Consider the following 23302-nt stretch of genomic DNA (forward strand, 5'->3'; position numbering starts at 1 on the left):
CCGCTAGCTCGTACGCCAACGATCCATGTACTTCTCCACCCGGGCCACGATCGTCGTAGCGAGCAGGCCAAGAGCGGAGATCACCACGACCTCGACGAAGAGACGATCCGTATTGAGGTTCGCCGCCGAGGTCACCACGACGAATCCGAGGCCCTTCGTGGATGCGATGTACTCGGCCAGGACCACGCCCAGCCACGCCTGCCCGATGCCGAGCCGCATGCCGGAACTGATCGCCGGCACCGCGGCCGGGAGCACGACCGTCCGTAGCACCCGCAGGTCCGACGAGCCGTACGACCGCGACATGGCCACCAGGGACCGCTCCAGCGTGACGACGCCGGCTCGGGCACTCGTGATGATGGGAACGATCGCGCTGATGACGACTACCCAGACCTTCGATGCCGTGCCGATCCCGAACCAGATCACGAACAGCGGCGCGATCGCGATGCGGGGAGCGATGTTGAGGAATATCAGCACCGGGTTCGACACCGCGTCGATGATCCGGTACCAGCCCATCAGCAGGCCGACCGGGACACCGACCCCAACGGAGATGCCGAAGCCGTACAGGAACTCCTTACCGCTTACGGCAAGGTCACCCCAGCCGGTACCCCCCGGCTTGAAGTAGTCGACCAGTGACAGCCAGACGAGGCGCGGCGAACTGCTGAACGCCTTGTTGGCAATGTTGGTGTCCGCGAGCAGCTGCCACGCAGCGAGCAGCACGATGACTGTCACGGAGCCGAGAATGACTCGGTCGTTGCGCTGGTAAGACCGGCGCAGCCAGCTCCGCCAGGGTGCTTCTGGCGGGGTCGGGCTCGCGCTCTCCCGAGCGGTGGGTGCAGTCTGAATCGCCATGCTGTCTGTCCGTATCTAACTGCTCGTCAAGAGCGTGTTGTCGATCACGGTGGCAGGATCGAAGGTGCCGAACTGGTAGATCCCAGCCGCCTCCAGCGCCGACATGATGATCTTCGCCTCTTCCGGCTTGAACGGGAGCATGGCGTACGCCTGCATGTTCTCCTTCACCTGCGCCGTGGCCGCCTCGGGAGTCTGGCTCGCGGCCTTGGCCAGGAGCGCACCGGCAGCTTCCGGGTCGCTCTTCACCTTGTTCATCGCGTCACCGATGCACCGCAACATCCCGCTGACGGCCTGCCGGTTGGCCTTGAGGAACTTGGTGTTCACGCTGAAGACCGAGAAGCCCAGCGGGTCGACATTGGGATGGCCGTCGAGCTTCGCAATCTCATGGACGCCCGCCTTGGCCGCCACCTCCGGCAGGGGCGGGTTGTAGATGAACGCCTGGATCGCGCCCGAGGCGGCGAGGCCCACGAGAGCGTTGGACGATCCGGCGTACGTGATCTCGACGTCGGTGCCCACCGTCATGCCGTTGTCCTTGAAGGTCTGGCGTAGCACCAGGTCGGCCAGAGACCCCTTGGTTGACGCACCGACGGTCTTGCCCTTGAGGCCGGCGATCGAGTTGATCTCTTTGCCCCCGTAGAGGTGCAGGGGAACTGTGGGGATGCGGCCCAATGCGGTCGTGCTACCGGGCTGTTTGGCCGCCGTCTGGAGGAACTCCGCGCTCACGACCATGTCGACTTGGCCCGAGACCAGGGCCGGCGAGGCGACCGGCGTCTGCAGGATCGTGAGGACCGGCTTGACGCCGTACTGCGCGCACATGCCTGGATCGTTGGCGATCAGCATCTCCGGTGCGTAGGGCGGAACCGCGCCGGTATACGCGAAGTTCACGGTGACCGGGCTGCCTGTAACCGAGTCACCGGTCGTGGAACCGGAGTCTGAGCCGCACGCGGCCAGCGCAAGTGGCGCCACCACCGCCAGCAGTGCCGCTTTCGTCATTCGAGACATCCGGCGGCTGGGCGGGGCCGTGCCGCGCGCCGAGGCCGCTATCCGTGGTCCTTGCGTCATCGCAAGTGCTCCTGAGAGGAAGAAGGGGCTAGGGATGAGAAGTGATCAGGTCAACGCGCGATGATGTTCGCCGCCGGTAGCGCCTTCGCCGGCGGGACTGCGCCCAGATAGCAGCGCCCAGATCTGCTCGACGTAGCCGCCAAAATTCGGATGGAGCTTCGAGTCGCGCGTGCGGGGCCACGGGATGTCGATGTCAATCGTGGCCGAGATGGTCGACGCCGGCCCCCGGCTGCTGACCACGACGCGGTTGCCCAGCAGCACCGCCTCGTCGATCTGGTGCGTGATGAACAGCCCGGCCTTGTGCGATCCGGTCCAGATGCGAAGCAACTCGGATTGCAGTGTCTCGCGGGTCTGGGCGTCCACCGACGCGAACGGTTCGTCAAACAGCAGAATGTTGGGATCCGCGGCCAGCGCGCGGGCCAGGTTGACACGCTGTTGCATGCCGCCGGAAAGCTGATATGGGTAGGACTTGGCGAAGTCCTGAAGCCCGACCATCTCGAGCATCTCGGCGGCGCGCTCGCGAGCCGGCCCCTTCTTGACGCCGTATGAACGCAGGCCGTATGCGACATTGTCCTCGACCGTGATCCACGGCAGCAGGGCCGCCTTCTGGAACACCACGGCGCGGTCTCGTCCCGTTCCCTTGACCGGCCGGCCGTCCACCTCGAGCAAGCCGCTGCGGTACGGCATGAGGCCCGCGATGGCATTGAGTACGGTCGTCTTGCCACATCCGCTCGGTCCGACGATGCACACCATCTCCGACCGGTGAATGTCAAAGGTCGCGCTCGCGACGGCAACGAACTGGTCGTCGCCCTTGCCTTGCCCGGTGTACGCGACCGAGAGGTCGCGTGCGCGGACGCGCGGGGTGTTCTCCGGGACGTCCGCGTCGCCGCCGACGTTCGACACCGCATCACGCACGGGCTGTGGCGCACTCATGACGCCACAGCCCGACGCGTCGCTCGGCCCTGGTCCATTGATTCGTTCGATGTGTACACGCAATCCGCCTCTCGCAACCGACCGACGATGGCCGCTGCTCCCAGGTCACGGGCCGGGCCCGTTTGTAAAGACCAAGTTTCCCGGACATTAACAGGTTGTCACGCAGTGCGCTACAGTGTTCCGCTGAGTGGAACATGGCCAGAAGGTTCGCTGTACGGGGGCTACAGCCCGGACGAACCCCCATCGACCGCAAGGTCGCTCGCGGTAACCCAGCTCGACTCATCCGAGGCAAGGAACAACGCAGCCGCTGCGACATCGTCCACCGTGCCGAGGCGAGGCAGCATGTGCAGGCGCATCATGCCTTCACGCCATTGCGGGTCGGCGAGACGAGCTTCGGTCGCGGGGGTCGCCACCACACCCGGCGAGATCGAGTTGACCCGGACACCAAACCTCGCACCCTCGAACGCCAGCTGCCGAGCAAAGGCGACGACCGCGGCCTTCGCCGACGAGTGCGCCAAACCAGGCAGAGGCTCGAGAACGCGGGCGGCCCCCAGGGAGGCGGTGCAGATGATCGAGCCCCGTCCGGCGGCCTTCATCACCGGCCACACCGCCTTGCAGGGAAGCAGTACCGGGTCGAGCTCCTGCCGGAGGCACGTCCAGAACATGTCCGGCGTCATGTCGTCGAACCACGCGAAGGTCGCCTTCGCGGCGTTGCAGTAGAGCACGTCAACTCGTCCGAACTCGTCCACCGCCAGGTCGACCAGTGCCTGGGCGGCCGAGGAAGTGGTCAGATCGCATCCGTCGAGCGCGACGATGGTTCCGCCGGCCGCGCGCACCCGCGCCACGGTGTCGTCATTTCGCCGCAGGTCACTGCCTACCACGATCGCGCCCTCGCGGGCAAAGGCCACCGCGGCGGCCTGGCCCTGGCCGCCGGCGGTGCCGGTGATGACGCAAACCTTTCCGGCCAACCGTCTTGTGCGTTGCCCGGACGCCTCCTGTGTCAACGCTCATGCCTCCTCAATCCATCACGGCGTCGATGGGCCAAGGTAGGCGGCGACGACCTCAGGATGGGACGTAACGGTGTGGGGGTCGGCTTGTACGATCGTTCGTCCGTAGTTGAGGACCAGCACCTGGTCGCACACGGACGCCACGAGCCCCATGTCATGCTCGATGAGCATCTGCGAACAGATCCGCGCCTGCTGGACCGCCTCGATCGCGGCGGCGATCTCGTCGGTCTCGTGCGTGTTCAGCCCCGCCGCGGGCTCATCGAGCAGCAACAGCCTGGGCTGCATGGCCAGCGCGCGCGCCAGCTCGACGCGCTTGCGCACGCCGTACGGCAGCGTGGTCACCGGTGCCGCCGCGACCCGCGAGAGTCCAACGAGGTCGAGCACCTCGCGACACTGCTCACGGGCGACCCGGTCAGCGCGACGGGTCCGCCCGAACCACAGCATGTCCTCGACGAACGTCGTCCGTTCGAGGTGATGTCGCCCGGTCAGTACATTGTCCAGAACGGAGAGACCAGGGGTTATCTCGATGTTCTGGAATGTGCGCGCCACGCCGTATCGGGCCAGTTGGGTGGCAGGCAGCTTCAGCAGGTCCAGATACCCGCCATCCGCAGCCCGGATCTGTATGGTGCCCGCGGACGGCTCGTAGATGCGGGAGATCACGTTGAGCAGCGAGGTCTTGCCGGCGCCGTTCGGGCCGACGATCCCGAGCACCTGCTGATGGCCGAGTGTGAAGCTCACGTCCTCGAGCACCTGTATGCCGCCGAACGACAGCGACACGTGCTCGCCGTGCAGGAACCACGGCGGCTGTTCGGGCGGGTTCACTGATCCACCGCCTCGCGCCGGCGAGCCACGCGCCCGCCGAGATAGAGCGCGGCCAGATCGGAGTTCGTCCGCAGCTCGTCAGGGGTGCCCTCGAACACCACTGCGCCCGCCTGCATCACATACACGCGCTGGGCGAGCGCCAGTGCGAGCGCAGCGTCCTGCTCCACCAGGAGCATCGTCATTCCCGTATCGACCACGCGCTTGAGGACCTCGCGGACGCGCGTGAGCGCGACCGGTGCGAGTCCGAGGCTCGGCTCGTCCAGGACGAGCAGTGCGGGCTGCGCCATGAGCGCTCGTCCGATCGCGACCAACTGTTGCTGCCCGCCGGAGAGCAGGCCGGCGATGCGTCGCGGGTCGATGTCATCGGGCACGATCTCCCGCATGATGTCGGCGACGAGCTGCCGCCGGCGCGCCCGCCCGGCCGTTGTCGCCGCCCCGGTGAGCAGATTCTCTTCGACCGTGAGGTCCTTGAACAGGCGTCGCCCCTCCATGACCTGGGCGATACCGTCGCTCACCAGCGACTTCGCAGATCTGCGTACGATCGATCCGCCGCGGAAGCGGATGTCGCCGCGGGTGAGGCGCGCACCGTACAGCGGCAGCAGTCCCGTCGCCGCCCGCAGCATCGTGGTCTTGCCGGCGCCGTTGGGGCCCAGGACGGCGACGACTTCACCGCTGTCGACCCGCAGCGACAGGCCCTGCAACGCTGTGGCTCCGTGACGGTACACAACCGAAACTCCGTCGAGACTCAACACTGTTGACCCCATCTCGGCCTCATTCGCGCCCGGCCGTGCGTTCAGGGCTTGAACCCGGCGGCGACCGGCGACTGTTCGAACGGGGCGACGATCCTCCAGCCACCCGGCGTGGACGATGACAGCTGCATCACGCCTGACGCGCCGTAGGGGGCGTTGGGAATGCCGGGAATGGAACCGAACGCGTAGTCGGTCGGCACCACCTTCGACCGGACCCTGAGCGTCCGGACCGTCTCCAGCAGCCCTTCGCGGGTGAGTTTGTTGGCCTTCGATGCCGCCTGGAGGGCCTGGTACAACTCGTCCAATCCGACCCAGGCGGTCAACCCCGCGATGTCGCCCAGTGCGAGCGTGGGGAACGCGGCGTGGATGATGTCTCCGGCGGTCTTCGCCTCCGGCAGGCCGCTGGCGTAGACGGGCACACAGTCCACCGCGAACACCCGGGTTTCGAACGTCTTGGCGGTGGGCAGCTTGAGATAGTCGTTCGACACCGCCGACCCGTGCACCAGGTACTCCCAGTCGGTGTTGCCCGTGCTGTCAGCCTGGCCCACGATGCCGTTCGCCGCGATGTAGGTCCCAGCGACGTAGATGACGTCCGGGCGCGCCGCCTGCAGTTTCGCGACCTGCCCGGAGAAGTTCTGCTCGGTGCCGGTGATCGGGACTGTCGCGACGAGCTCCAATCCGAGCTTCGGGGTCGCGTACTGGATCGCGGCGAGCGCCGGCTTGCCGAGCGCGTCGTCCTGGTAGACCACGGCGACACGGGCCTTCTCTTTGCCGGGCTGTTTGCGGTACCAGTCGAGCATGTTGATGGCCTCGTACTCGTACGGCGTGTACGTGGCGAAGACCGTCGGCGTCGTCGCGGAGGTCCCGCCGCCCGGTGACATGACCACCATGCAGTCCTTCGCGGCCTGCGGACCGAGCGCGTTGTTCGCCGGTGAGCCCAGGGAGCTGGCGACGGCGAACACGTTTCCGGCGATGTTCTTGTACTGCTGGATCGCCTGCTGAGCATTGAACTGGTTGTCGCGGATCTCGAGCTCCACCTTGCGCCCGTCGATGCCGCCGTGGTCGTTCACGTAGGCCCAGAAGGCCTGGTTGACCTGTGAGATGTTCACGCCGGAAGAGGCATAGGGACCGGACAGCGCGGTGAGCACACCGAGCTTGATGGTGTTGGCGGTGACGCCCATGCTGGACTGGCAGGCCGCACTGGCGGTGTCGACGGTGTTGTTTCCCGCCCCGGTCGCACCGGAGCAGGCTGCGGTGAGCATCGCCACGACAGCTACCGCCAGGCCGCCGGGCAGTCTGAGGATCCTCATATGTTCCTCCTTGCTTACGAGACCGCCCGGGAGCGGGCTCGGGAGACAGGCCGTGAGAAGCGGCGGACAAGGCCGACGAGACCCTGCGGTTCAAACGTGAGCACGACGATGAGCAGCAGGCCGTAGACGAGGTCGGCCGCCGCGCTCGGTGCCAGCCCATCGCCGGTCCCAGAGGCGGACACGAGCGGCAGATACGCGCCGAACGCGAGAATGATCTCTGAGATGCCATACACGATCGCCGTTCCGACGACCGCGCCGAGGCTGGAGCCGAGTCCGCCGATCACAACGGCCGCGATCAGCTGCACCGAGATCGTGAGGCCGAACTGCTCGTAGCCGACGTATCCCTGATGGCCCGCCAACAGCGCCCCCGTGAGCCCGGCGAGGGCGGACGAGTACACGAACGCGTAGGTCCGGTAGCGCGCCGGAGAGACACCGAGAACCCGGGCGGTCGTCGGCGAGTTCGCCAGCACGCGCATCGCTCGCCCGGAACGAGAGCGAGAAAGGTTGGTGGTCACCGCGGTCACGAGCAGCAGCGCGACGGCGGTGAACACGAAGTACCGCAACGGGTTGTCCAACGAGAGCCCGCCGATCTCGCGCGGGCCGGGCTGAGCGCCTGAGATACCTCCGGTGACGGACACCCAGTTCGTGAACACGTACTGCATGACGAACACGAGGCCGAGCGTGGCCAGACCGAGATAGAAGTCTTTGAGACGCGCGGCTATCGGTGCGATGACCAGGCCGAGCACTGCGGAGCAAACCATGGCCAGCACCACCGCGAGGACGAACGGGACGCCTTGCTGGGCACTGAGGTAGGCACAGGCGTACGCGCCCACACCGACGAATGCCGAGGCACCGAGTGAGATGACCCGGCAGTAGCCGAACAGGACGTTGAGTCCATGCGCCGCGATCGCGAACATGGCCACGGTCGTCGCCGTTCGCAACACGGTGTCGTTCGCCGTTGCGGCGACCACCGCCAGCGCGACCGCCAGTGACAGCCAGCCGGTGAGCGGTGCGCCTGGCCGGCGACGCGAAATCCGTGCGTTGACCAATGTCGGCAAGGGCGCTGGCACCTCGGCACCGCGGGACTCACTCGACGACCCGGCCGGCCCGGTCACACCCGCACAACCTCTCGGCGACCGAGCAGACCCTCGGGCCGGATGATCAAAACGACGATCATGATGAGGTACGGCACGATCAGGTCGAACCCTGTTCCGAACGACTCCGGTTGGTACAACGCCGTCAGGGATTCCGCCAGACCGATGACAAGGCCGCCGACCAGCGCGCCGGACAGCGAGTCGACACCGCCGAGCACGACCGCGGGAAAGGCACGCAGCGCCCAGCCGTAGTTCTCCTGGCTCAGGGCATGGCCGGCGCCGGTCGACACGAGCACTCCGGCGATCGCGGCGAATGCTCCCGCGACCACCCACGCGATGGCCAGGTTGCGGCGCACTGAGATTCCCTGCGCCTCAGCCGCCTCGACATCTGAGGCGGCGGCACGCATGAAGAGGCCCCATCGCGTCCACCGGACGGCGGCACCAAGTGCGACGAGAATGGCGCCGACGACGATGACGGAGACGATGGAAGCCGTCGCGACGTACGTGCCACCGATCCTGACCGATCCGGCAAGATCATGGGTGATCGCCACGGTATGCAGTGACCAGTCGCTGTTGCTCGATATGCCGGCGCGAATCGCCACATCGGCGCCGAAGGTGGCCATGATGACGGCGTAGACGCCCGAGTTGTACAGCGGCACGGCGATGACCCGGTAGAGGATCCAGCCGACCGCCGCGACCACCACCGCCGCCTCGACCAATGCTGCGGCGAACGGTTGGTTGAACGGCTCGCGGGTGAGGGCGTAGGTCACGTATCCGCCGAGCAGCAGGAGGGCGCCTTGGGAGAAGTTCAGCGTCCGAGCGGTGCGATAGACCAGGACGTAGCCGCTCGCGATCAAGGCGTAGATGGCGCCCACGAACAGGCCACCCGCCAACGCCTGCCCTAGTTGCATGTTGTACACCTCCTATCCTCGTTCCGGAGATCCGAACGATATACCATCTTGCGGAACGTGCCTAGATGCCAACGTCATCCACGAAGTGGCCGGCTTCTGCCGCCGGCGCGCAGCAGCGAACCGGGCAGCGGGCGCCCGACGACGTCCTGGGCCACCGCAGCCGCCTCGACCGCACGATCGACGTCGATACCGCTGTCCATCGGCGAGCCCTGCGTCCAGTACGCCAGCTCCTCCGTGGCGATGTTCCCGCTGGCGCCCGGAGCGAACGGACACCCGCCGAGCCCGCCAACAGAGGCATCGAACTTCCGGACGCCCGCCAGCACCCCGGCCAGCACGTTCACTTGACCGCTCCCCCGGGTGTCATGCAGGTGCAGTCCAATCTGGTCGGGCCGGACAAGCCGGCCGACATCGGATACCGCTGCCGCGAGCCGGGCCGGTGTCACGGTGCCGATCGTGTCCGCCAGACTGATCGCGTCCGCTCCGGCAGCGACGGCGGCGGCCACGATGTCGACGAGGCGCTGCGGGGGTGTCGGCCCGTCGAACGGGCAGTCCCACGCGGTGGCGACGATGACCTCCACGGTCCCACCGGCCTCATGGATCCGCGCACATACCTCGCTCGTAGCCGCGAGGGCCTCACTCGTCTTCTTCCCCGCATTCGCGATGCTGTGACCGTCCGATGCGGAGATGACATACTCGACGTTGGTGATGCCCGCCGCAACGCTACGTTGAGCTCCGCGGGGGTTGGCGATCAGTGCCGACCAATGAATGCCGGGCCAGCGATGCAGCTGCTCGGCGAGCTGCGCCGCGTCGGCGAGCGCCGGCACGGCGCGTGGCGACACGAACGACGTCGCTTCGACGCGGCGAACTCCCGTGGCGACGATCGCCTCGACCAGTCGCAGCTTCGCCTCGAGTGGAACGGGCGACTCAATCTGCAGACCGTCTCGAAGGCCGACCTCCCGCACGTCGAGCCGGACCGCTTGCAGATCTGACCAACGCATGACTCTCCTCAGATCACGCGCTGCGCGACCAGACGCGCAACACGTTCCGGCGTAAGGCCCAGGAGCACACCGAAAACCTCGTCGTTGTGCGAGCCGGGTGCCGGCGGGCCGGCCCAGCGCACGACACCCGCCGTAGCGGAGAGCTTCGGGACGACACCAGGGCCCAGAACGTCGACATCGAACCCTTCGTCATGGTGCGGAAGAACCATCTCGCGCGCGAGAAACTGCGGGTCGGCGACCACATCGGCCGCCGTGGCGATGAGTGCGCACGCAACACCCGCCTCGTCCAGGGTCTTCACCAGTTCGGCCGGCTCGTGTCCCCGCGCCCAGCGCGCGATGAGCTCATCGAGCTCGTCCTGGTTCTCGCCCCGCGCGGTGTGGGTGGCGAACCGTTCATCGTCCGCGAGCTCGGGTGAGCCCATCGCCGCGCACAGGCGGCGGAACAGCGAATCCTGGTTGGCGGCAATGACCACCCATTGCCCGTTGGCCGCCTGGTAGATGTTCGAGGGGGCATTCTTGTCGAGGCGGGTACCGCCCGGCTGGCGGATGACGGCGCCCTGGTCGTAGTCCGGAATCATCGACTCGGTCAGCGCCAGGCACGCGTCGGTGAGCGCCACGTCGACCACCTGCCCTTCACCCGTCCGGCTCCGCGCATGCAATGCGGCGAGGATCCCGTGGACGGCGAACATGCCCGCCATCGAGTCCCCGATGGACAACGCCATACGGACCGGCGGCTGGTCTGGGTAGCCGTTGATGGAGCGCAGACCGGCGTGGGCCTCGGCGATGCTGGCATACCCGACACGGTGTGCGAAGGGCCCGGTCTGGCCGTAGCCGGAGACCCGCGCAAGGATGACCTTGGGATTCGCCAGCTTGAGCTCGTCGTATCCGAGATTCCAGCGCTCGAGCGTTCCAGGCCGGAAGCTTTCGATGACGACGTCCGCCCGGCGCACCAGATCCAGGAAGAGCTGCCGGCCTGGCTCCCGCCGAACGTCGAGCGTTATGCACCGCTTGTTGCGGGCGTGCACCGTCCAGAAGTAGCCACGTTCCGCCCGGTGGTATTGCCCCCACGAGCGCAGGGGGTCCGGCGCGCCAGGCAGCTCCACCTTGATCACGTCCGCGCCATGGTCGCCGAGCAAGCGCGCGGCGAACGGCCCTGCGACGAGGTTACTGATCTCGATGACGCGGAGCCCGGTCAGTGCGCTACCAGCCGATTCAGACACTGGTCTCCTTCGTGCTTCGCCGGTCGTTCTGGCGTCACCGACGGTACATCCGCCATCCAGCGTCCGCAACATTGTTCCGCTGTGGAGAATCTTTCGAGATCAACTTTGCTGGTGACCTTGCCCCCGACGCCTGCCGTCTGCTTTCGTGGGTTGCCGTGACGACGATTGACGGCGACATGAGGCATCCGGGCTCACAGCGTCTGGACCGGGCGTGCGGCCACATCCGCCCCGACCTCGACCTGCTGCGGCAGATCGAGGACCGGGTGCTCTGGCTTGCCACCGCGATGGTCGACCACGCCAACCACGGACGTCCGAACCCATCGGGCATGAAGGTCGGGGGTCACCAGGCCAGCAGCGCCTCGATGGCGACGCTCATGACCGCGCTGTGGCTGCACGAACTTCAGGCGGAGGATCGCGTGTCGGTCAAGCCGCACGCCTCACCAGCGCTCCACGCGATCGAGTTCCTGCTGGGGCAGATCGACTCGTCGCACCTCACCTCGCTGCGCGCGTTCGGTGGCCTGCAGAGCTACCCGAGCCGGCTCAAAGACCCATACCCGGCCGACTACTCGACAGGCTCCGTCGGTATCGGCGCGACCGCACCGACGTGGGGCGCGGTGGCGCGTCGCTATCTCAACGGTCAGTTCGGCGCCGGCGGCTCTGGACGGCAGTTCTCCCTGGTCGGCGACGCCGAGCTGGACGAGGGAGCCGTATGGGAGGCCGTTCTGGACCCTATGGTCGCAGACCTCGGTGAAATCGTCTGGATCGTCGACCTCAACCGGCAGTCGCTCGATCGCGTCGTGCCTACGCTCGGCGCCGGCCGTCTCGAGCAGATGTTCTCCGGCGCGGGCTGGCAGGTCATCACCATCAAGTACGGGCGGCTGCTCCACGACCTCTTCGCCCGCCGGGAAGGAGCCGCCCTGCGGCGGCGCATCGACGAGATGAGCAACGCCGAATACCAACGCCTGCTCCGGCATCCGATCGAGCGTCTCCGCGATCTCCTGCCGGGCCACGGTCCTGACGCCACGTCGATCACAACACTGCTGTCCGATGTCGATGACGATGAACTCGCGCGCGCGTTGCGCAATCTCGGCGGTCACGACCTCGAGGCGATCCTGGACGCGTTCGACCGCATCGACGACTCACGTCCGACGATCATCCTTGCCTACACCCTCAAGGGATACCGGCTGGCCAGCGAAGGGCACCCGCAGAACCACTCGGCCCTGCTGACGGCGGACCAGATGTCCGACCTTGCCGCACGCCTCGGCATCGATCCCGCCAGGCCCTGGGAAGCGTTCGATCCCGCCTCGGCACCCGGCCGGCTGTGCGCCGCCGCGGCAGAGCGCCTGCGCCGGCCGGAGCTCCCGCCACCTGCGGCCGTCAACGTCCCGACCGAACTCGGGCGAACGCCGACGGGCGTCGGCAACACACAGGCGGCGCTGGGTCGCGTGCTACTCGATCTCAAGCGGGCCGCACCCGACGTCGGCCGGCGCATCGTCACCGTCAGCCCGGATGTCAGCTCGAGCACGAACCTCGGCGGATGGGTGAACAAGGTGGGCGTGTGGTCCACCCAGGCGCGCCCCGACTGGTTCTCCGACGATGCCCAGACCATGCTGCACTGGCGTGAGCAGCCGACGGGCCAACACATCGAGCTCGGCATCGCCGAGGTCAACCTCGTCGGGCTCATCGGCGAGCTCGGTGCGACCTGGAGTCGATGGCACGAGCCGCTCTTGCCCATCGGCGTGCTCTACGACTGTTTCGTCGGGCGGGCGCTCGAACCATGGTCATTCGGGATGTACGCCGGCGGTCAGTCGATTCTTGTCGGTACGCCGTCCGGTGTGACGCTCTCCGCGGAAGGTGGCGCGCATCAGTCCATCACGACACCGTCGATCGGCCTGGAGCAGCCCGGCTGCGTGACCTGGGAGCCCGCGTTCATGCAGGACACCGAGTGGTGCCTGCTCGCGGCCCTGGGCGCCCTGGGCAAGGAAGGCGGCCGGTCAGCCTACCTCCGGCTCTCCACACGCCGCGTGGATCAGGCGCTCGCGGCGGTTCCCGTCGACCCGGCCGCGCGTGAGCGCCGCCGGCGACAGGTGGTCGCCGGAGCATACGCGTTGCGGCGAAGCGACCGGCCCGCGCTGACGCTGGTGGGCATGGGCGCGGTGCTGCCCGAGATCCTCGAGGCGGCCGATCGCCTTGACCGGCTCGGCTTCTCCGCCGACGTGGTGTGCGTTACCAGTCCCGGGCTCCTGTTCGAAGCGTCGCAGGCGCGACGCGGACTCGCCACGGCGCCGACCTGGATACTCGATGCGGTATTCCCGGCAGACCGCGCCGTCGCGATGGTCACCGTCCTCGACGGACACCCTCATACCCTGGCATTTCTCGCCGGCATGCACAGGGTTGCGGCGGCTCACCTCGGCGTCAGTCGCTTCGGACAGAGCGGTGACCTCGCCGACATATACCGATACCACGGCATAGACGCTTCCTCGATTGTCGCCGCCGCACTGGACCTCGTCGACTGAGCCGCCGAGCATCACCCGGCCCGGCCAAAGGCGCGGTACATGACGTGCAGGCCCACCCGGGCGGTGTCTCGACCCAGACATCGTGGGCCTGCTGGGCGGTCATATGAGGGTCGTACGTAAACGTCTCCTCCGACCGCACGACCTCGCGCACGATCGGCCACACCCCATGCCAGTCAGCCTCGACGAATCCCCGTATCCGCACTCGGCGATTATGCACGGTACTCGGGTTTCGTCGAGCGGTCACGGGATGTTCACACCTTGCCGGTCGCACAGCATACTCGTCATCATCGATATTTTTCGTGGTCGCTGACCCGGGCGGCCGACGAGCATTGCTCCACGAAAGGCAAGCGTTGGAACACGTGTCATCGCCACCAGTTGCCCCGCCGAGGACCTCCGCGGCCCGCTCCGGCGGCCCGTTCGCCAGGCGTCGTCGTACCGTGTCATCGGTCGTGGCCGTGCTGGCCGCGCTCGGGGTCATGCTGCCCGCGACGGCGGCCTTCGCCGATTCGCTGCCCAATCTGCCGCAGAACGCAGGAGGGTACGAGCAGTCGTTCTCCCCCGCGTACGACTACGACACCGATGGCTGCTACGCCGTCGCGGCCATCAGCCCCACCGGCACGCTCAACCCGGGACTGAACCCCACCGGGGCCCTCAACGGCAACTGCCGGGACCAGTCCGACCTGGACAGATCGCAGACGTATGCCCGCTCGAAGTGTAACAACGGCTGGTGTGCGATCGTCTATGCCAGCTACTTCGAGAAGGACCAGGCCCTGCCCGGCATCAGCCTCGGCGGCCACCGGCACGACTGGGAGCACGTCATCTCCTGGGTCAACCAGGCGAGCAACCAGGTCGAGTACGTGACCACGACCCAGCACAGCAGCCAGGTGACGTACCCGCGCTCGCAGGTGCGCTTCGACGGAACCCATCCCAAGACCGTCTACCACAAGGACGGCGTGTCGACGCACTTCTTCCGGCTCGCCAACGCCAACGACGAGCCGCCGGAAAACCACTACCACAACTGGCGCTACCCGCCGCTGGTGGACTGGAACGGCTGGCCCAGCACGGCGCTGCGCGACCGGCTGATGACCGCCGACTTCGGGGCGGCCACGATCAAGATCAGTGACGGCCGGTTCGAGTCGCTGCTCACCGCGTCCAAGCCCGCCGGGATTCCGTTCAACCCACAGGGCTGACCAACACGACGGCCGGAGGACCGCCGTTCGCGCGCGATCCTCCGGCCGTCACGCTCGGCCGGCGTCGATGCCGAAGTAGATCACGAATGCGACGGCGACCGCCCACATCAAACGTCAGCCAGTGACGAACCAGATCGCGCGTACGAGCTGATCGGTCTCGTTCAGCAACCGGTGTGGCTGGTCGCCGCGCATCGCGATGGCGTTGCCCTGCTTGACCCGCCTGCGTCTACCGTTGATGACGACGGTCAGCGTGCCTTCGAGTACGAAGCCGTAGTCGTTTCCTTTGTGCCGTTGCGGCTGATCTCCGGGCGCGGAGTCCGCGCCCGGCTCGTACTCGGTGAGCAGGAAGTCGACGTGGTCTTCGCCCAAGTCCGCCAACCTGCGCCAGTGAACGCCGGTCTGGAACGCGAGGTACTCCGGCACCTCGGGCGGATCGGTTACCTTTCCGCGGCGGCTGCCTGAGCTCGTTGCCGATTCCTTGGCCGGCGCCACCGAGTGGCCCAGCAGTTCGTCCAGCGACAGGTTGAGTTCGGTCGCGATGGCGAACAGCGTGCTCACCGCGGCCTGGCTCTGGCCGAGTTCGAACTGCGACAGAAAACTTGCTGAGACGCCCAGGCGCCGAGCCAGCTCACGCACCGAGAGGCCGGCCCGCTCGCGCTCGCGTCGGACGTTCTGTCCTACTGACACGCTCATTCCGTTCGAGTCGGCGCGGCCGACCCTACGCGACTCAGCCACGTAACTCCCCCTGACGATATGGCATGCGGTGTGGCTTCGAGCGTAAGGGCGGGCCTGCGTTGACGAACATCGGCTCACCGATCCGCGGCTCGCGATGAGTCGCTGGCCGGCACTGGCTAGGACGGGGGCATGCGCAACCGGTTGCGAAGCGCGAATCGCTGCACCTTACCGCTGGCAGTCCTGGGCAGCTCAGTCGCGATCACCAGCATTTCCGGCGCCTTCTGCACCGCGAGCCCCGATGCCACCAGATGTTCGCGCAGTTGATCGAGCGTCGGCTCCGTCGCGGGAGCGGGGACCACGAACGCACACGCTCGTTCGACGAGGACGGGGTCGGGATAGCCGACGACGGCGACGTCGAGCACCGCCGGATGCCTCATCAATACCGACTCGATCTCGGCGACGCTGAACTTCTCGCCTCCGCGATTGATAATGTCCTTGATCCGGCCCACGATGCGCACGGTCGCGTCGGCTTCGATCCGGGCCTGATCACCGGTGCGGAAGTAGCCGTCGGCGGTGAACGCCACCTTGTTGAGTTCAGGATCGAGATAGCCGAGAAAGAGCTCAGGTCCGCGCACGAGCAGCTCGGGTGCGTGGTCGTCGTCCTCGCGAACCACCATCTCGTTGCGCCCCATCGGTTGACCTTCCCCGGAAGCGGCGTCGTCGAGGTCACCGAACGGGTCAGCCATGGAGGAGGTCGGCAGTTCGGTGGACCCATACGTGCGCACCACGCGAGTTCCCATCACCTCGTGGGCGTGACGCACCAGGTCGGCGGGAATGTCGGCGCCACCGCAGACGAAGACACGCAGGCTCGACCGCCCGCGGCCGGAGTAGCCCTCCGCGAGCCCCCGCAGGAACGGCGTGGCGCTGACCGTGAAGGTGCATTTCGTCGACTCGATCAGTTCGACCGCGGCGGCAGCATCCCACCGCTCCTGGAGGACGACAGCGCAGCCGAGGTCGACGGGCATCACGATGCCGTAGCTGAGACCGGTGATGTGGCTCAGCGGCGAGGCCATGAACACCCGGTCGCTATCGGTCAGCCGGCACCAGCGAGCGACGTCGCGCGCCTCCGCGAGCAGCGTCTGATGACTGTGCAACGCGCCCTTGGGTTGAGACGTGGTGCCTGATGTGTACAGCACGACCGCGATCTCGTCCGGTCGCGCGGATGCGTCCAGCGCACCACCCGGCGTCGTCTGCAGCAGCCGATCGAGCGGTTCGGTCCCGGTGACGTTGCCACGCACGCTGATCACCGTCGCGTCGGACCCGATGTCGGCGAGCACGGCGCGCAACTCGGGAGCGTGCGCGTACGAGCGGAACTCGGACGGCGCGACCACGGCCTTCGGCTGGACCTGGCCAAGGATGAAGCGCAGCTCGTGGGCGCGGTATATGGGTACCACCGGCACCAGGACGCCGCCTGCCAGGAACACGCCCCAGGCGACGGCGACCGCTTCCCACCAGTTCGGCAGCTGTGTGACGACGCGGTCACCGGGTAAGACGCCACGCTCGCGGAGACCGGCCGCGATGCGTTCGGCCGCCGACATGAGCTCGGCATAGGTGAGCGTCGTGTCGCCGTCGAACACTGCCGGTGCGTCGCCGTATGCCAGCGCGGAGCGGCGCAGGCGTTCGCCGAAAGTCTCTTGTGGCAGGTCGTAGTCGAGGGCATGCCGGTGTGTCGCGCTCAGCATGCGACCACCTCCCGGACAGTTCGCACGATGTCGGCCGGCCCCGCTCGCCACTGCTGTTCGAGCACCGGGGCGTAGGGCGCGGGAGAGTACGCGGCACCCACGCGCGCCACCGGCGCGTCGAGCGACCAGAATCCCTCGCGTACGGCGAGCGCGGCCAGTTCGGCGCCGACGCCGAAGTCCACCACCGCCTCGTGGGCGATCACCAGGCGGTTGGTGCGCTGCAGCGATCGCAGCACGGTCTCGCGGTCGAGCGGCACGATCGTGCGCAGGTCGATCACCTCCGCCTCGATGCCCTCGTGGCGCAGCGTCTCCGCCGCCTCGAGCGCATCGAAAAGCATGCGCGACCAAGACACGATCGTCACGTCCCGGCCTTGCCGCGCTACACGGGCCTGCCCCAGTGGTACGCGATGACCGCTCGCCGGCATCGGCGACTTCTGCTCGTACAACAGGCGGTTCTCGATGAACACGACCGGGTTGTCGTCCTCGATGGCGGAGCGGAGCAGCCCGTACATGTCGGCACCCGAACTCGGCATGACGACGGTCAGACCGGGCACGTGAGCCAGCAACGTCTCGAGGCTCTGCGAGTGCTGGCTGCCGGATGAGCGGCCCGAGCCGAATTGCGTGCGGATCACCAGCGGAACGGTCACCGCTCCGCCCGTCATGAATCGCAGCTTCGCGGCCTGGTTCAGGATCTGGTCGAAGCAGACGCCCAGGAAGTCCAGATACATGAGCTCGACCACCGGCCTGAGCCCGGCCATGGCCGCGCCAACGCCCAACCCCATGATCGCCGTCTCCGCGATCGGTGTGTCGAGCACCCGGCCGGGGAACTGCTCCCGCAATCCTCGGGTGATGCCGAAGACGTTGCCGCCCGCGACGTCGATGCCGGCCAGGAACACTGCCGGGTCGTCGGCGAGCGCGTCGCGCAGGGCCTGCCGAAGGATGCGCGAGCCCGACGAGGGCTTCTCGTCGGATGCTGCCGGTGCGGGTTCGGGGGTGTACGCGCGGTGCGGCGCGTACACGTAGTCGGTCGCACTCGCCGCCGGGGGTTCGGCGGAGTCGCTGGCGAACGCCTCGGCCTCGGCGACGACCGCGTCAGCCGCACTGTCGAGCTCGTCGATGTCTCCGGGCGGCGTTCCCAGCTCCAGCAGCCGCTCGCGCGCGAGCAGCAGCGGATCACCGGCGGTCAGCGCGGCCAGTTCCGCGCGCTCACGGTAGCGCTGTTCGTCACCCTCGTAATGCCCCCGGACGCGCAGCGTCACGCCTTCGACCAGGAACGGGCCGTGGCCGGCACGAACCTTGTCGAAGACCTCGGCCATGCCGTCCGCGACCGCTGCGACGTCGTTTCCTGGAAGCTCGAGGAAGGGGATGCCGTAGGCGAGTGCGCGCTGCGCGATCGGCACGGGATGTTGATCGATCGAGCGGGAGAACTCCGAGTAGCGGTTGTTCTCGCAGAAGAAGACGACGGGCAAGCCCCGCAGTGCCGCGAGGTTGACCGATTCGTGGAACGCCCCGGTCGCCACGGCACCGTCGCCGAAGAACGCGACAACCACACCGTCCTGGCCGCCTGAGGCGAGTGCGTGTGCGGCGCCGATCGCGATGGGCAGACCGGCGCCGACGATCCCGTTCGCGCCGAAGATGCCGATGCTCGGATCGGCGACGTGCATGGAACCGCCGCGACCTCGGCAGGACCCGGTCTCTTTGCCCATCAGTTCGGCGAGCATGCGGCGCGGTTCCAAGCCTTTCGCGAGAACGTGCCCGTGGCCGCGATGCGTCGAGGTGATGATGTCGTCGGGCCTGGCGTGGAACAGCGCACCGACCGCGCAGGCCTCCTGGCCTACCGAGGTGTGCACGAAGCCCGGAACGAGGCCGTCGCGGTAGAGGGTTGAGATGCGCTCCTCCATCCGGCGGATGACGGCCATCCGCCGGTAGGCGTCAAGCAACTGCGCGCGGTTCATGCGGCTCTCCTGTGGGGCGCGCACACGATCTCCACGGTGCGCTCTCTGTTTCGGCAATGTAACGAGCCGTCGTGCCGGTGTCCAGCTCTACTTGACACCCAATTCGGGTCGAACGGGTTGTCCCGCCGAGGGGACCGACCAAATCGAAGCGTTAAGTGATGCTTGACAAGCTCGCTCCGGGCGATCCAACATGGTCCGCACCTCGCCACACCAGCGCTGGTCTGGTCAACCGTCGAGAACCTTGTTCCGTCCGCGCCCGCCGCAGCCTACGGCTCAACTCCGGCCGGCGAACACTCGATTCCCCGATCGCTCCAATCATTTCGTCAGAGAGGCCGTGATGAGCCGAGAAGACGTCGAGTTCTACAGTGAGGGCACCGTCGTCAGAGGTTGGCTCTACCGACCGGACGACGCGGCCGGCGACGTTCCCGCCGTAGTGCTCGCGGGAGGCTGGTGCTACGTCCGCGAGCTCGTCATGCCCTACTACGCCGAGGCCTTCGCGAAGGCCGGCATCGCCGCCCTCGTCTTCGACTACCGCAATCTGGGCTTGTCGGACGGCGAGCCCCGGCAACACCTCGATCCGTGGGCGCAGATCCGCGACTATCAGAACGCGCTGAGTTTCCTCGAAAAGACCGAGGGCATCGACAACGAACGCCTCGGTGCATGGGGAATCTCGTACTCCGGAGGGCACGTCCTGATCCTCGCGGGGACGGACCCACGGGTGAAGGCCATCGTCAGCCAGATCCCGGTGGTGGACGGCTACCGCAACATGCGACGTGTCCACGGCACGCTCGGCTACCGCCGCCTCTGGCAAGCGATTCTCGAGGATCGCCGCCTGCGCTACGAAGACCCGGCCAAGCGGCTGTACCTGCCGCATGCCAGCAGCACCCCGGACGAGGAGCTGTCGGCCTGGCCGTTCCCCGAAACGCGGGAGACGTTCGCACGCCTGCGGGAGACCGAGGCACCGCTCTATCAGAACTCCAGCACCATGGAGTCGGTCGATCTGCTGTTGAACTACGACGTCAACCCCTTCGTCACGCGCATCTACGACACCCCGACGATGATGATCGTCGCCGAGGGCGACGACCTGACGCTCTGGGATCTCGAGATCGAGAGCTACAACCGGATCCCGACGGAGAAGAAGAAGCTCGTCGTACTGCCGCACACCTCGCACATGACGCTCTACAGCGATCGATCAAAGCTCGCCGTCGCCGCCGAAGAGGCTTCGCGCTGGTTCGCCGAGCAACTCCTTACCGCGCGGTGACACCGCAGCCGTGATCCCGTGCGGGACTCCACGAACTGACGCGTAGTCGTCAGCCCCTTCCAACAGCAGCAGGTGACCACGGCCCATCGGGCCGTGGTAGGTCATTCCGTCTCAAAGGGAGATGAGGAAAATGGCTTCCACCGAGTCACGGCTCGTCGATATGGCGCACCACGGTCAGTTCGCACACCCCATGTCCCGGCGCGCGTTTCTGTCTGTGCTCGGTGCCGCAGGAATCGTCGTCGGTGCCGGCGCGTGCGGCAGCTCCGATTCGCCGGGCGGATCGGGCGCTGCCGCCAGCGGCCAGGCCTCCGCCGGCGGCGGCAACGTCAAGTACGACAAGACGTGGTGTCAGGTGACAACCCTGTCCAACGACTTCTTCGTCGCCTTCAACGAGGGCGGCAAGCAAGCGATGAAGGCGCTCGGCGTCTCGATGGCCTCCTTCGAGGACCAGGGCAACGTCAACACCGCCATCGGCCAGGTGGGCAACGTCCGCACAGCAGGCGGCAAGTCCATCTTCGGCACGCCCGCAACCGAAGCACAGGCCGCCGCTGTGACGAAGGCCTGCCAGTCAGCCGGCATCGTGTACGCGAGCTCCTACACGGCCCCCGCGTGGTACACACCCGCGGATGCGGACAAGTGGGCGCGCTTCATCACCCCGCCGTCGGTGAAAATCGCGGCGGCGACGGCAAAGGCGCTCTTCGACAAGGTCGGCGGATCCGGAACCATCATCCACGTGCCGGGCCAGAAGGGCTCGTCCGCGGACGATCAGCGGACCGCCGGGCTGAACATGGCGCTCAAGGACTACCCGAACATCAAGATCGTCACGGCGACGCCCGGCAACTGGACGGCGGAGGACGCGCGCAAGTCGTTCACGAACATCCTGCCGTCGGTGAAGGACTTCGTCGGTGTGTTCGCCCAGAACGACAGCGAGGCCGCGGGCGTGATCGCGGCACTCGACGCCCAGGGCATCAAGGGCAAGGTCGTCACCGGCTTCGACGGCAACAAGCAGAACATCCAGTACATCGCCTCCGGCAAGCAGTACCTGACGAGCGCGACGATCGGCGGTCTGACCGCCGGCCTGCTCGGCGTCACCGTGTTCGATGTCATCAACGGAGCGAAGTTCGAGCTGCCCGAGAGGTTCCTCTCGCAGGGTGCGCTGCTGGTCACGCCCGATAGCGCCGACAAGGTGCTGAACACGATCTACGCCAACCAGCTTCCGTTCGACTGGGCCAAGATGAGCAAGACGCTCCACCCGGACAACTGGGATCCGCAGACGCTGTTGAACCCGATCGATCCGAGGGAGCTCTACGCCGGTGTCCCGCAGGAGCAGTACAAGCTCAACTCGGCCTGGGACACGGCAGACATCGCCGCCGTGAGATCCACGTACGCGGCCGCCTTCAAGTCGGGGCCGCTGTTCGAGTACAAGAGCGCTCTCGTCGCCTGAGAAACAGGCCCGACCATGCGAAAGTTGGACCGTTGTGCCTTCGACGTCGACGGTGACCCTCACCGGGATCGCCAAGAGCTACGGCATGGTGCGCGCGCTACGCGACGTATCGCTTGAGGTGCGCACCGGTGAGGTCCTCGGCCTGATCGGTGAGAACGGCGCCGGCAAGTCGACGCTGATCGGCGTGCTGAGCGGAACGGTTCGGCCCGACGCCGGAACGATGATCGTCGACGGCGCCCCGGCGCCGCTCGGCGATCCGCGCCGGCTGTCGGCGCTGGGCGTGTCGGTGGTCGTGCAGGAACAGGCGCTGGTCGAGTCCCTACGGGTGTACGAGAACATCTACCTCGGCCGCGAGGCGCTCGTCACCGGACGAGGGTTCTCACGAGCCCGCCGGATGCGTACGGCGGCGAGCGAGCTGCTGCGGGACATGCACATCGATGACATCCGTGCCGACGCGCTCGTCGCCGACCTGACCTACCCACAGCGTCAGCTCGTCGAGATCGCGAAGGCCTTCGCATCGGCCCAGCTCACAGATCGCCCGCCGCTCATCCTGCTCGACGAACCGACGAGCGCGCTGAGCGAACACGAAGTCGAACTGCTCTTCTCGCTCATCGAACGATGGCGTTCGCGGGTCGCATTCATCTACGTGTCGCACATCCTGCAGGACGTCCTTCGCCTGAGCACGCGTCTGTTGGTGCTCCGGGACGGCGAGGTGATCGACACGCTGCCCAACGAAGGAATCACCGACGCACGGCTGCACGAGCTGATGGTTGGCCGTGAGCGCAGCGTCGACTACTACCGCGGACACGAGCAGCGAGGCGCGTCATCGCCCGAGCCGATCATCCAGGTCGTCGGGGGCACCAAGTCCGGCGTGTTCGCTGATGTCGATCTCGCCGTCCGTCCGGGTGAGATCGTCGGCGTTGCCGGGGTCGTGGGCTCGGGCAAGTCCGAGCTCGCGGCAGTATTCGCCGGCGCGGAGAAACTCGACGCCGGATCGATCGTCGTCGCCGGCACCCAACGCTCGCGATGGACGGTTCCGCACGCCGTGAAGAACGGTGTCCTCTACGTGCCGCCCGAGCGCGCCAACGACTCGCTGTTCACGACGATGCCGGTGCGATCGAACATCTCGATCGGATTCCTCGATCTGATCACGTCGCGGTGGTCAGGGCTGTTACAGCTGGCGACCGAGCGGTCGAAGACGGCTGATCTTGCGGACCGGTTGCACGTGAAGACCCAATCGCTGTCCACCCCGATCGGCGAACTGTCCGGCGGCAACCAGCAGAAGGCCGTGTTCGCGCGCTGGCTGGGCCGCGAGTGCCGGGTGCTGGTGCTCGACGATCCCACCCGAGGGATCGACGTCGGCACTCGTGAGGAGATCTACACGCTCATCCGCGGGCTCGCGGCACAGGGAGTGGGCGTGCTGCTGTGCGCCGAGTCTCTTGAGGAAATCATCGGCCTCGCCGACCGGATCCTGGTGCTCAAAGACGGGCGCGTCGCTGCCGAGATTCCCGCACCCGCCACCGCCAAGCCGACCGAAGTCGACGTCGTCCGTTACATGATGTGA

General features: G+C 67.1%; 19 protein-coding genes. 5 read left to right on the forward strand and 14 right to left on the reverse strand.

Translation table 11 applies throughout. The features are described from left to right. Nucleotides 1-3: 3 nt before the first annotated feature. From ABT297_RS07110 to ABT297_RS07160, 11 genes are all read right to left on the reverse strand, one after another. A complete protein-coding gene (locus tag ABT297_RS07110) occupies nt 4-729 on the reverse strand; it encodes an ABC transporter permease (RefSeq protein ID WP_350545654.1) in 726 nt (241 codons plus the stop codon). Nucleotides 730-864: 135 nt separating this feature from the next. Further along, the gene (locus ABT297_RS07115; protein WP_350545656.1) at nt 865-1689 is read right to left on the reverse strand and encodes an ABC transporter substrate-binding protein; all 825 of its coding nucleotides are present in this window, start codon (nt 1687-1689) and stop codon (nt 865-867) included. Nucleotides 1690-1956: 267 nt separating this feature from the next. Next, complete coding sequence (locus ABT297_RS07120) at nt 1957-2826, reverse strand: ABC transporter ATP-binding protein (protein ID WP_350545659.1); 870 nt, start codon at nt 2824-2826, stop codon at nt 1957-1959. Between the two features lie 239 nt (nt 2827-3065). Beyond that, nucleotides 3066-3848, reverse strand: coding sequence for an SDR family NAD(P)-dependent oxidoreductase (locus ABT297_RS07125; RefSeq protein ID WP_350545660.1), 783 nt, complete (start codon nt 3846-3848; stop codon nt 3066-3068). Between the two features lie 21 nt (nt 3849-3869). Then, entirely contained in the window at nt 3870-4628 is a 759-nt protein-coding gene (locus ABT297_RS07130; RefSeq protein ID WP_350545663.1) for an ABC transporter ATP-binding protein, read from the reverse strand. Between the two features lie 41 nt (nt 4629-4669). Continuing rightward, a complete protein-coding gene (locus ABT297_RS07135; protein ID WP_350545664.1) occupies nt 4670-5398 on the reverse strand; it encodes an ABC transporter ATP-binding protein in 729 nt (242 codons plus the stop codon). Nucleotides 5399-5466: 68 nt separating this feature from the next. Continuing rightward, nucleotides 5467-6732 carry an ABC transporter substrate-binding protein gene (locus tag ABT297_RS07140; RefSeq protein WP_350545667.1) on the reverse strand — a complete coding sequence of 422 codons (1266 nt, stop codon included), beginning with the start codon at nt 6730-6732 and terminating at the stop codon, nt 5467-5469. A gap of 14 nt (nt 6733-6746) precedes the next feature. Then, on the reverse strand, nt 6747-7847 hold the full coding sequence (locus ABT297_RS07145; RefSeq protein WP_350545669.1) for a branched-chain amino acid ABC transporter permease: 1101 nt from the start codon (nt 7845-7847) through the stop codon (nt 6747-6749). Further along, on the reverse strand, nt 7844-8737 hold the full coding sequence (locus ABT297_RS07150) for a branched-chain amino acid ABC transporter permease (RefSeq protein ID WP_350545671.1): 894 nt from the start codon (nt 8735-8737) through the stop codon (nt 7844-7846). The genes ABT297_RS07145 and ABT297_RS07150 overlap by 4 nt, the downstream gene beginning before the upstream one ends. A gap of 74 nt (nt 8738-8811) precedes the next feature. Next, the gene (locus ABT297_RS07155) at nt 8812-9735 is read right to left on the reverse strand and encodes a hydroxymethylglutaryl-CoA lyase (protein ID WP_350545674.1); all 924 of its coding nucleotides are present in this window, start codon (nt 9733-9735) and stop codon (nt 8812-8814) included. An 8-nt stretch (nt 9736-9743) separates the two neighbouring features. Continuing rightward, nucleotides 9744-10955 carry a CaiB/BaiF CoA transferase family protein gene (locus ABT297_RS07160; RefSeq protein WP_350545676.1) on the reverse strand — a complete coding sequence of 404 codons (1212 nt, stop codon included), beginning with the start codon at nt 10953-10955 and terminating at the stop codon, nt 9744-9746. Here ABT297_RS07160 and ABT297_RS07165 point away from each other — a divergent pair. Further along, entirely contained in the window at nt 10931-13471 is a 2541-nt protein-coding gene (locus ABT297_RS07165; RefSeq protein WP_502885515.1) for a thiamine pyrophosphate-binding protein, read from the forward strand. The genes ABT297_RS07160 and ABT297_RS07165 overlap by 25 nt on opposite strands. Nucleotides 13472-13908: 437 nt before the next feature. Beyond that, nucleotides 13909-14661, forward strand: a complete 753-nt coding sequence (locus tag ABT297_RS07170; RefSeq protein ID WP_350545679.1) for an NPP1 family protein — start codon at nt 13909-13911, stop codon at nt 14659-14661. Between the two features lie 114 nt (nt 14662-14775). Here ABT297_RS07170 and ABT297_RS07175 read toward each other — a convergent pair whose 3' ends face one another. The 3 genes from ABT297_RS07175 to ABT297_RS07185 all read right to left on the reverse strand — a co-directional run bounded on the left by ABT297_RS07175 (nt 14776) and on the right by ABT297_RS07185 (nt 19033). Beyond that, nucleotides 14776-15354: a helix-turn-helix domain-containing protein gene (locus ABT297_RS07175; protein ID WP_350545846.1), complete on the reverse strand. Its 579-nt coding sequence runs from the start codon at nt 15352-15354 to the stop codon at nt 14776-14778. A 158-nt stretch (nt 15355-15512) separates the two neighbouring features. Next, entirely contained in the window at nt 15513-17078 is a 1566-nt protein-coding gene (locus ABT297_RS07180) for an AMP-binding protein (RefSeq protein ID WP_350545681.1), read from the reverse strand. Next, the gene (locus tag ABT297_RS07185; RefSeq protein ID WP_350545684.1) at nt 17072-19033 is read right to left on the reverse strand and encodes an alpha-ketoacid dehydrogenase subunit alpha/beta; all 1962 of its coding nucleotides are present in this window, start codon (nt 19031-19033) and stop codon (nt 17072-17074) included. Before ABT297_RS07185 ends, ABT297_RS07180 begins: the two co-directional genes overlap by 7 nt. Nucleotides 19034-19223: 190 nt before the next feature. Here ABT297_RS07185 and ABT297_RS07190 point away from each other — a divergent pair, with 190 nt between their 5' ends. The 3 genes from ABT297_RS07190 to ABT297_RS07200 all read left to right on the forward strand — a co-directional run bounded on the left by ABT297_RS07190 (nt 19224) and on the right by ABT297_RS07200 (nt 23302). After that, complete coding sequence (locus tag ABT297_RS07190; RefSeq protein WP_350545685.1) at nt 19224-20294, forward strand: alpha/beta hydrolase; 1071 nt, start codon at nt 19224-19226, stop codon at nt 20292-20294. A 130-nt stretch (nt 20295-20424) separates the two neighbouring features. Next, nucleotides 20425-21738: a sugar ABC transporter substrate-binding protein gene (locus ABT297_RS07195; protein WP_350545687.1), complete on the forward strand. Its 1314-nt coding sequence runs from the start codon at nt 20425-20427 to the stop codon at nt 21736-21738. An 85-nt stretch (nt 21739-21823) separates the two neighbouring features. After that, complete coding sequence (locus tag ABT297_RS07200; protein WP_350545849.1) at nt 21824-23302, forward strand: sugar ABC transporter ATP-binding protein; 1479 nt, start codon at nt 21824-21826, stop codon at nt 23300-23302.

This window comes from Dactylosporangium sp. NPDC000555 (genome assembly GCF_040300025.1).
Taxonomy (GTDB): domain Bacteria; phylum Actinomycetota; class Actinomycetes; order Mycobacteriales; family Micromonosporaceae; genus Dactylosporangium.

What these genes read in the sequence shown, in the direction of transcription:
- ABT297_RS07200 (WP_350545849.1), top strand. Translation starts at nt 21,824, where the DNA reads ATGGTGCGCGCGCTACGCGACGTATCGCTTGAGGTGCGCACCGGTGAG.
- ABT297_RS07115 (WP_350545656.1), bottom strand. Translation starts at nt 1,689, where the DNA reads ATGCTGATCGCCAACGATCCAGGCATGTGCGCGCAGTACGGCGTCAAG.
- ABT297_RS07175 (WP_350545846.1), bottom strand. Translation starts at nt 15,354, where the DNA reads ATGAGCGTGTCAGTAGGACAGAACGTCCGACGCGAGCGCGAGCGGGCC.
- ABT297_RS07190 (WP_350545685.1), top strand. Translation starts at nt 19,224, where the DNA reads ATGGTCCGCACCTCGCCACACCAGCGCTGGTCTGGTCAACCGTCGAGA.
- ABT297_RS07180 (WP_350545681.1), bottom strand. Translation starts at nt 17,078, where the DNA reads ATGCTGAGCGCGACACACCGGCATGCCCTCGACTACGACCTGCCACAA.
- ABT297_RS07155 (WP_350545674.1), bottom strand. Translation starts at nt 9,735, where the DNA reads ATGCGTTGGTCAGATCTGCAAGCGGTCCGGCTCGACGTGCGGGAGGTC.
- ABT297_RS07195 (WP_350545687.1), top strand. Translation starts at nt 20,425, where the DNA reads ATGGCTTCCACCGAGTCACGGCTCGTCGATATGGCGCACCACGGTCAG.
- ABT297_RS07150 (WP_350545671.1), bottom strand. Translation starts at nt 8,737, where the DNA reads ATGCAACTAGGGCAGGCGTTGGCGGGTGGCCTGTTCGTGGGCGCCATC.
- ABT297_RS07185 (WP_350545684.1), bottom strand. Translation starts at nt 19,033, where the DNA reads ATGAACCGCGCGCAGTTGCTTGACGCCTACCGGCGGATGGCCGTCATC.
- ABT297_RS07140 (WP_350545667.1), bottom strand. Translation starts at nt 6,732, where the DNA reads ATGAGGATCCTCAGACTGCCCGGCGGCCTGGCGGTAGCTGTCGTGGCG.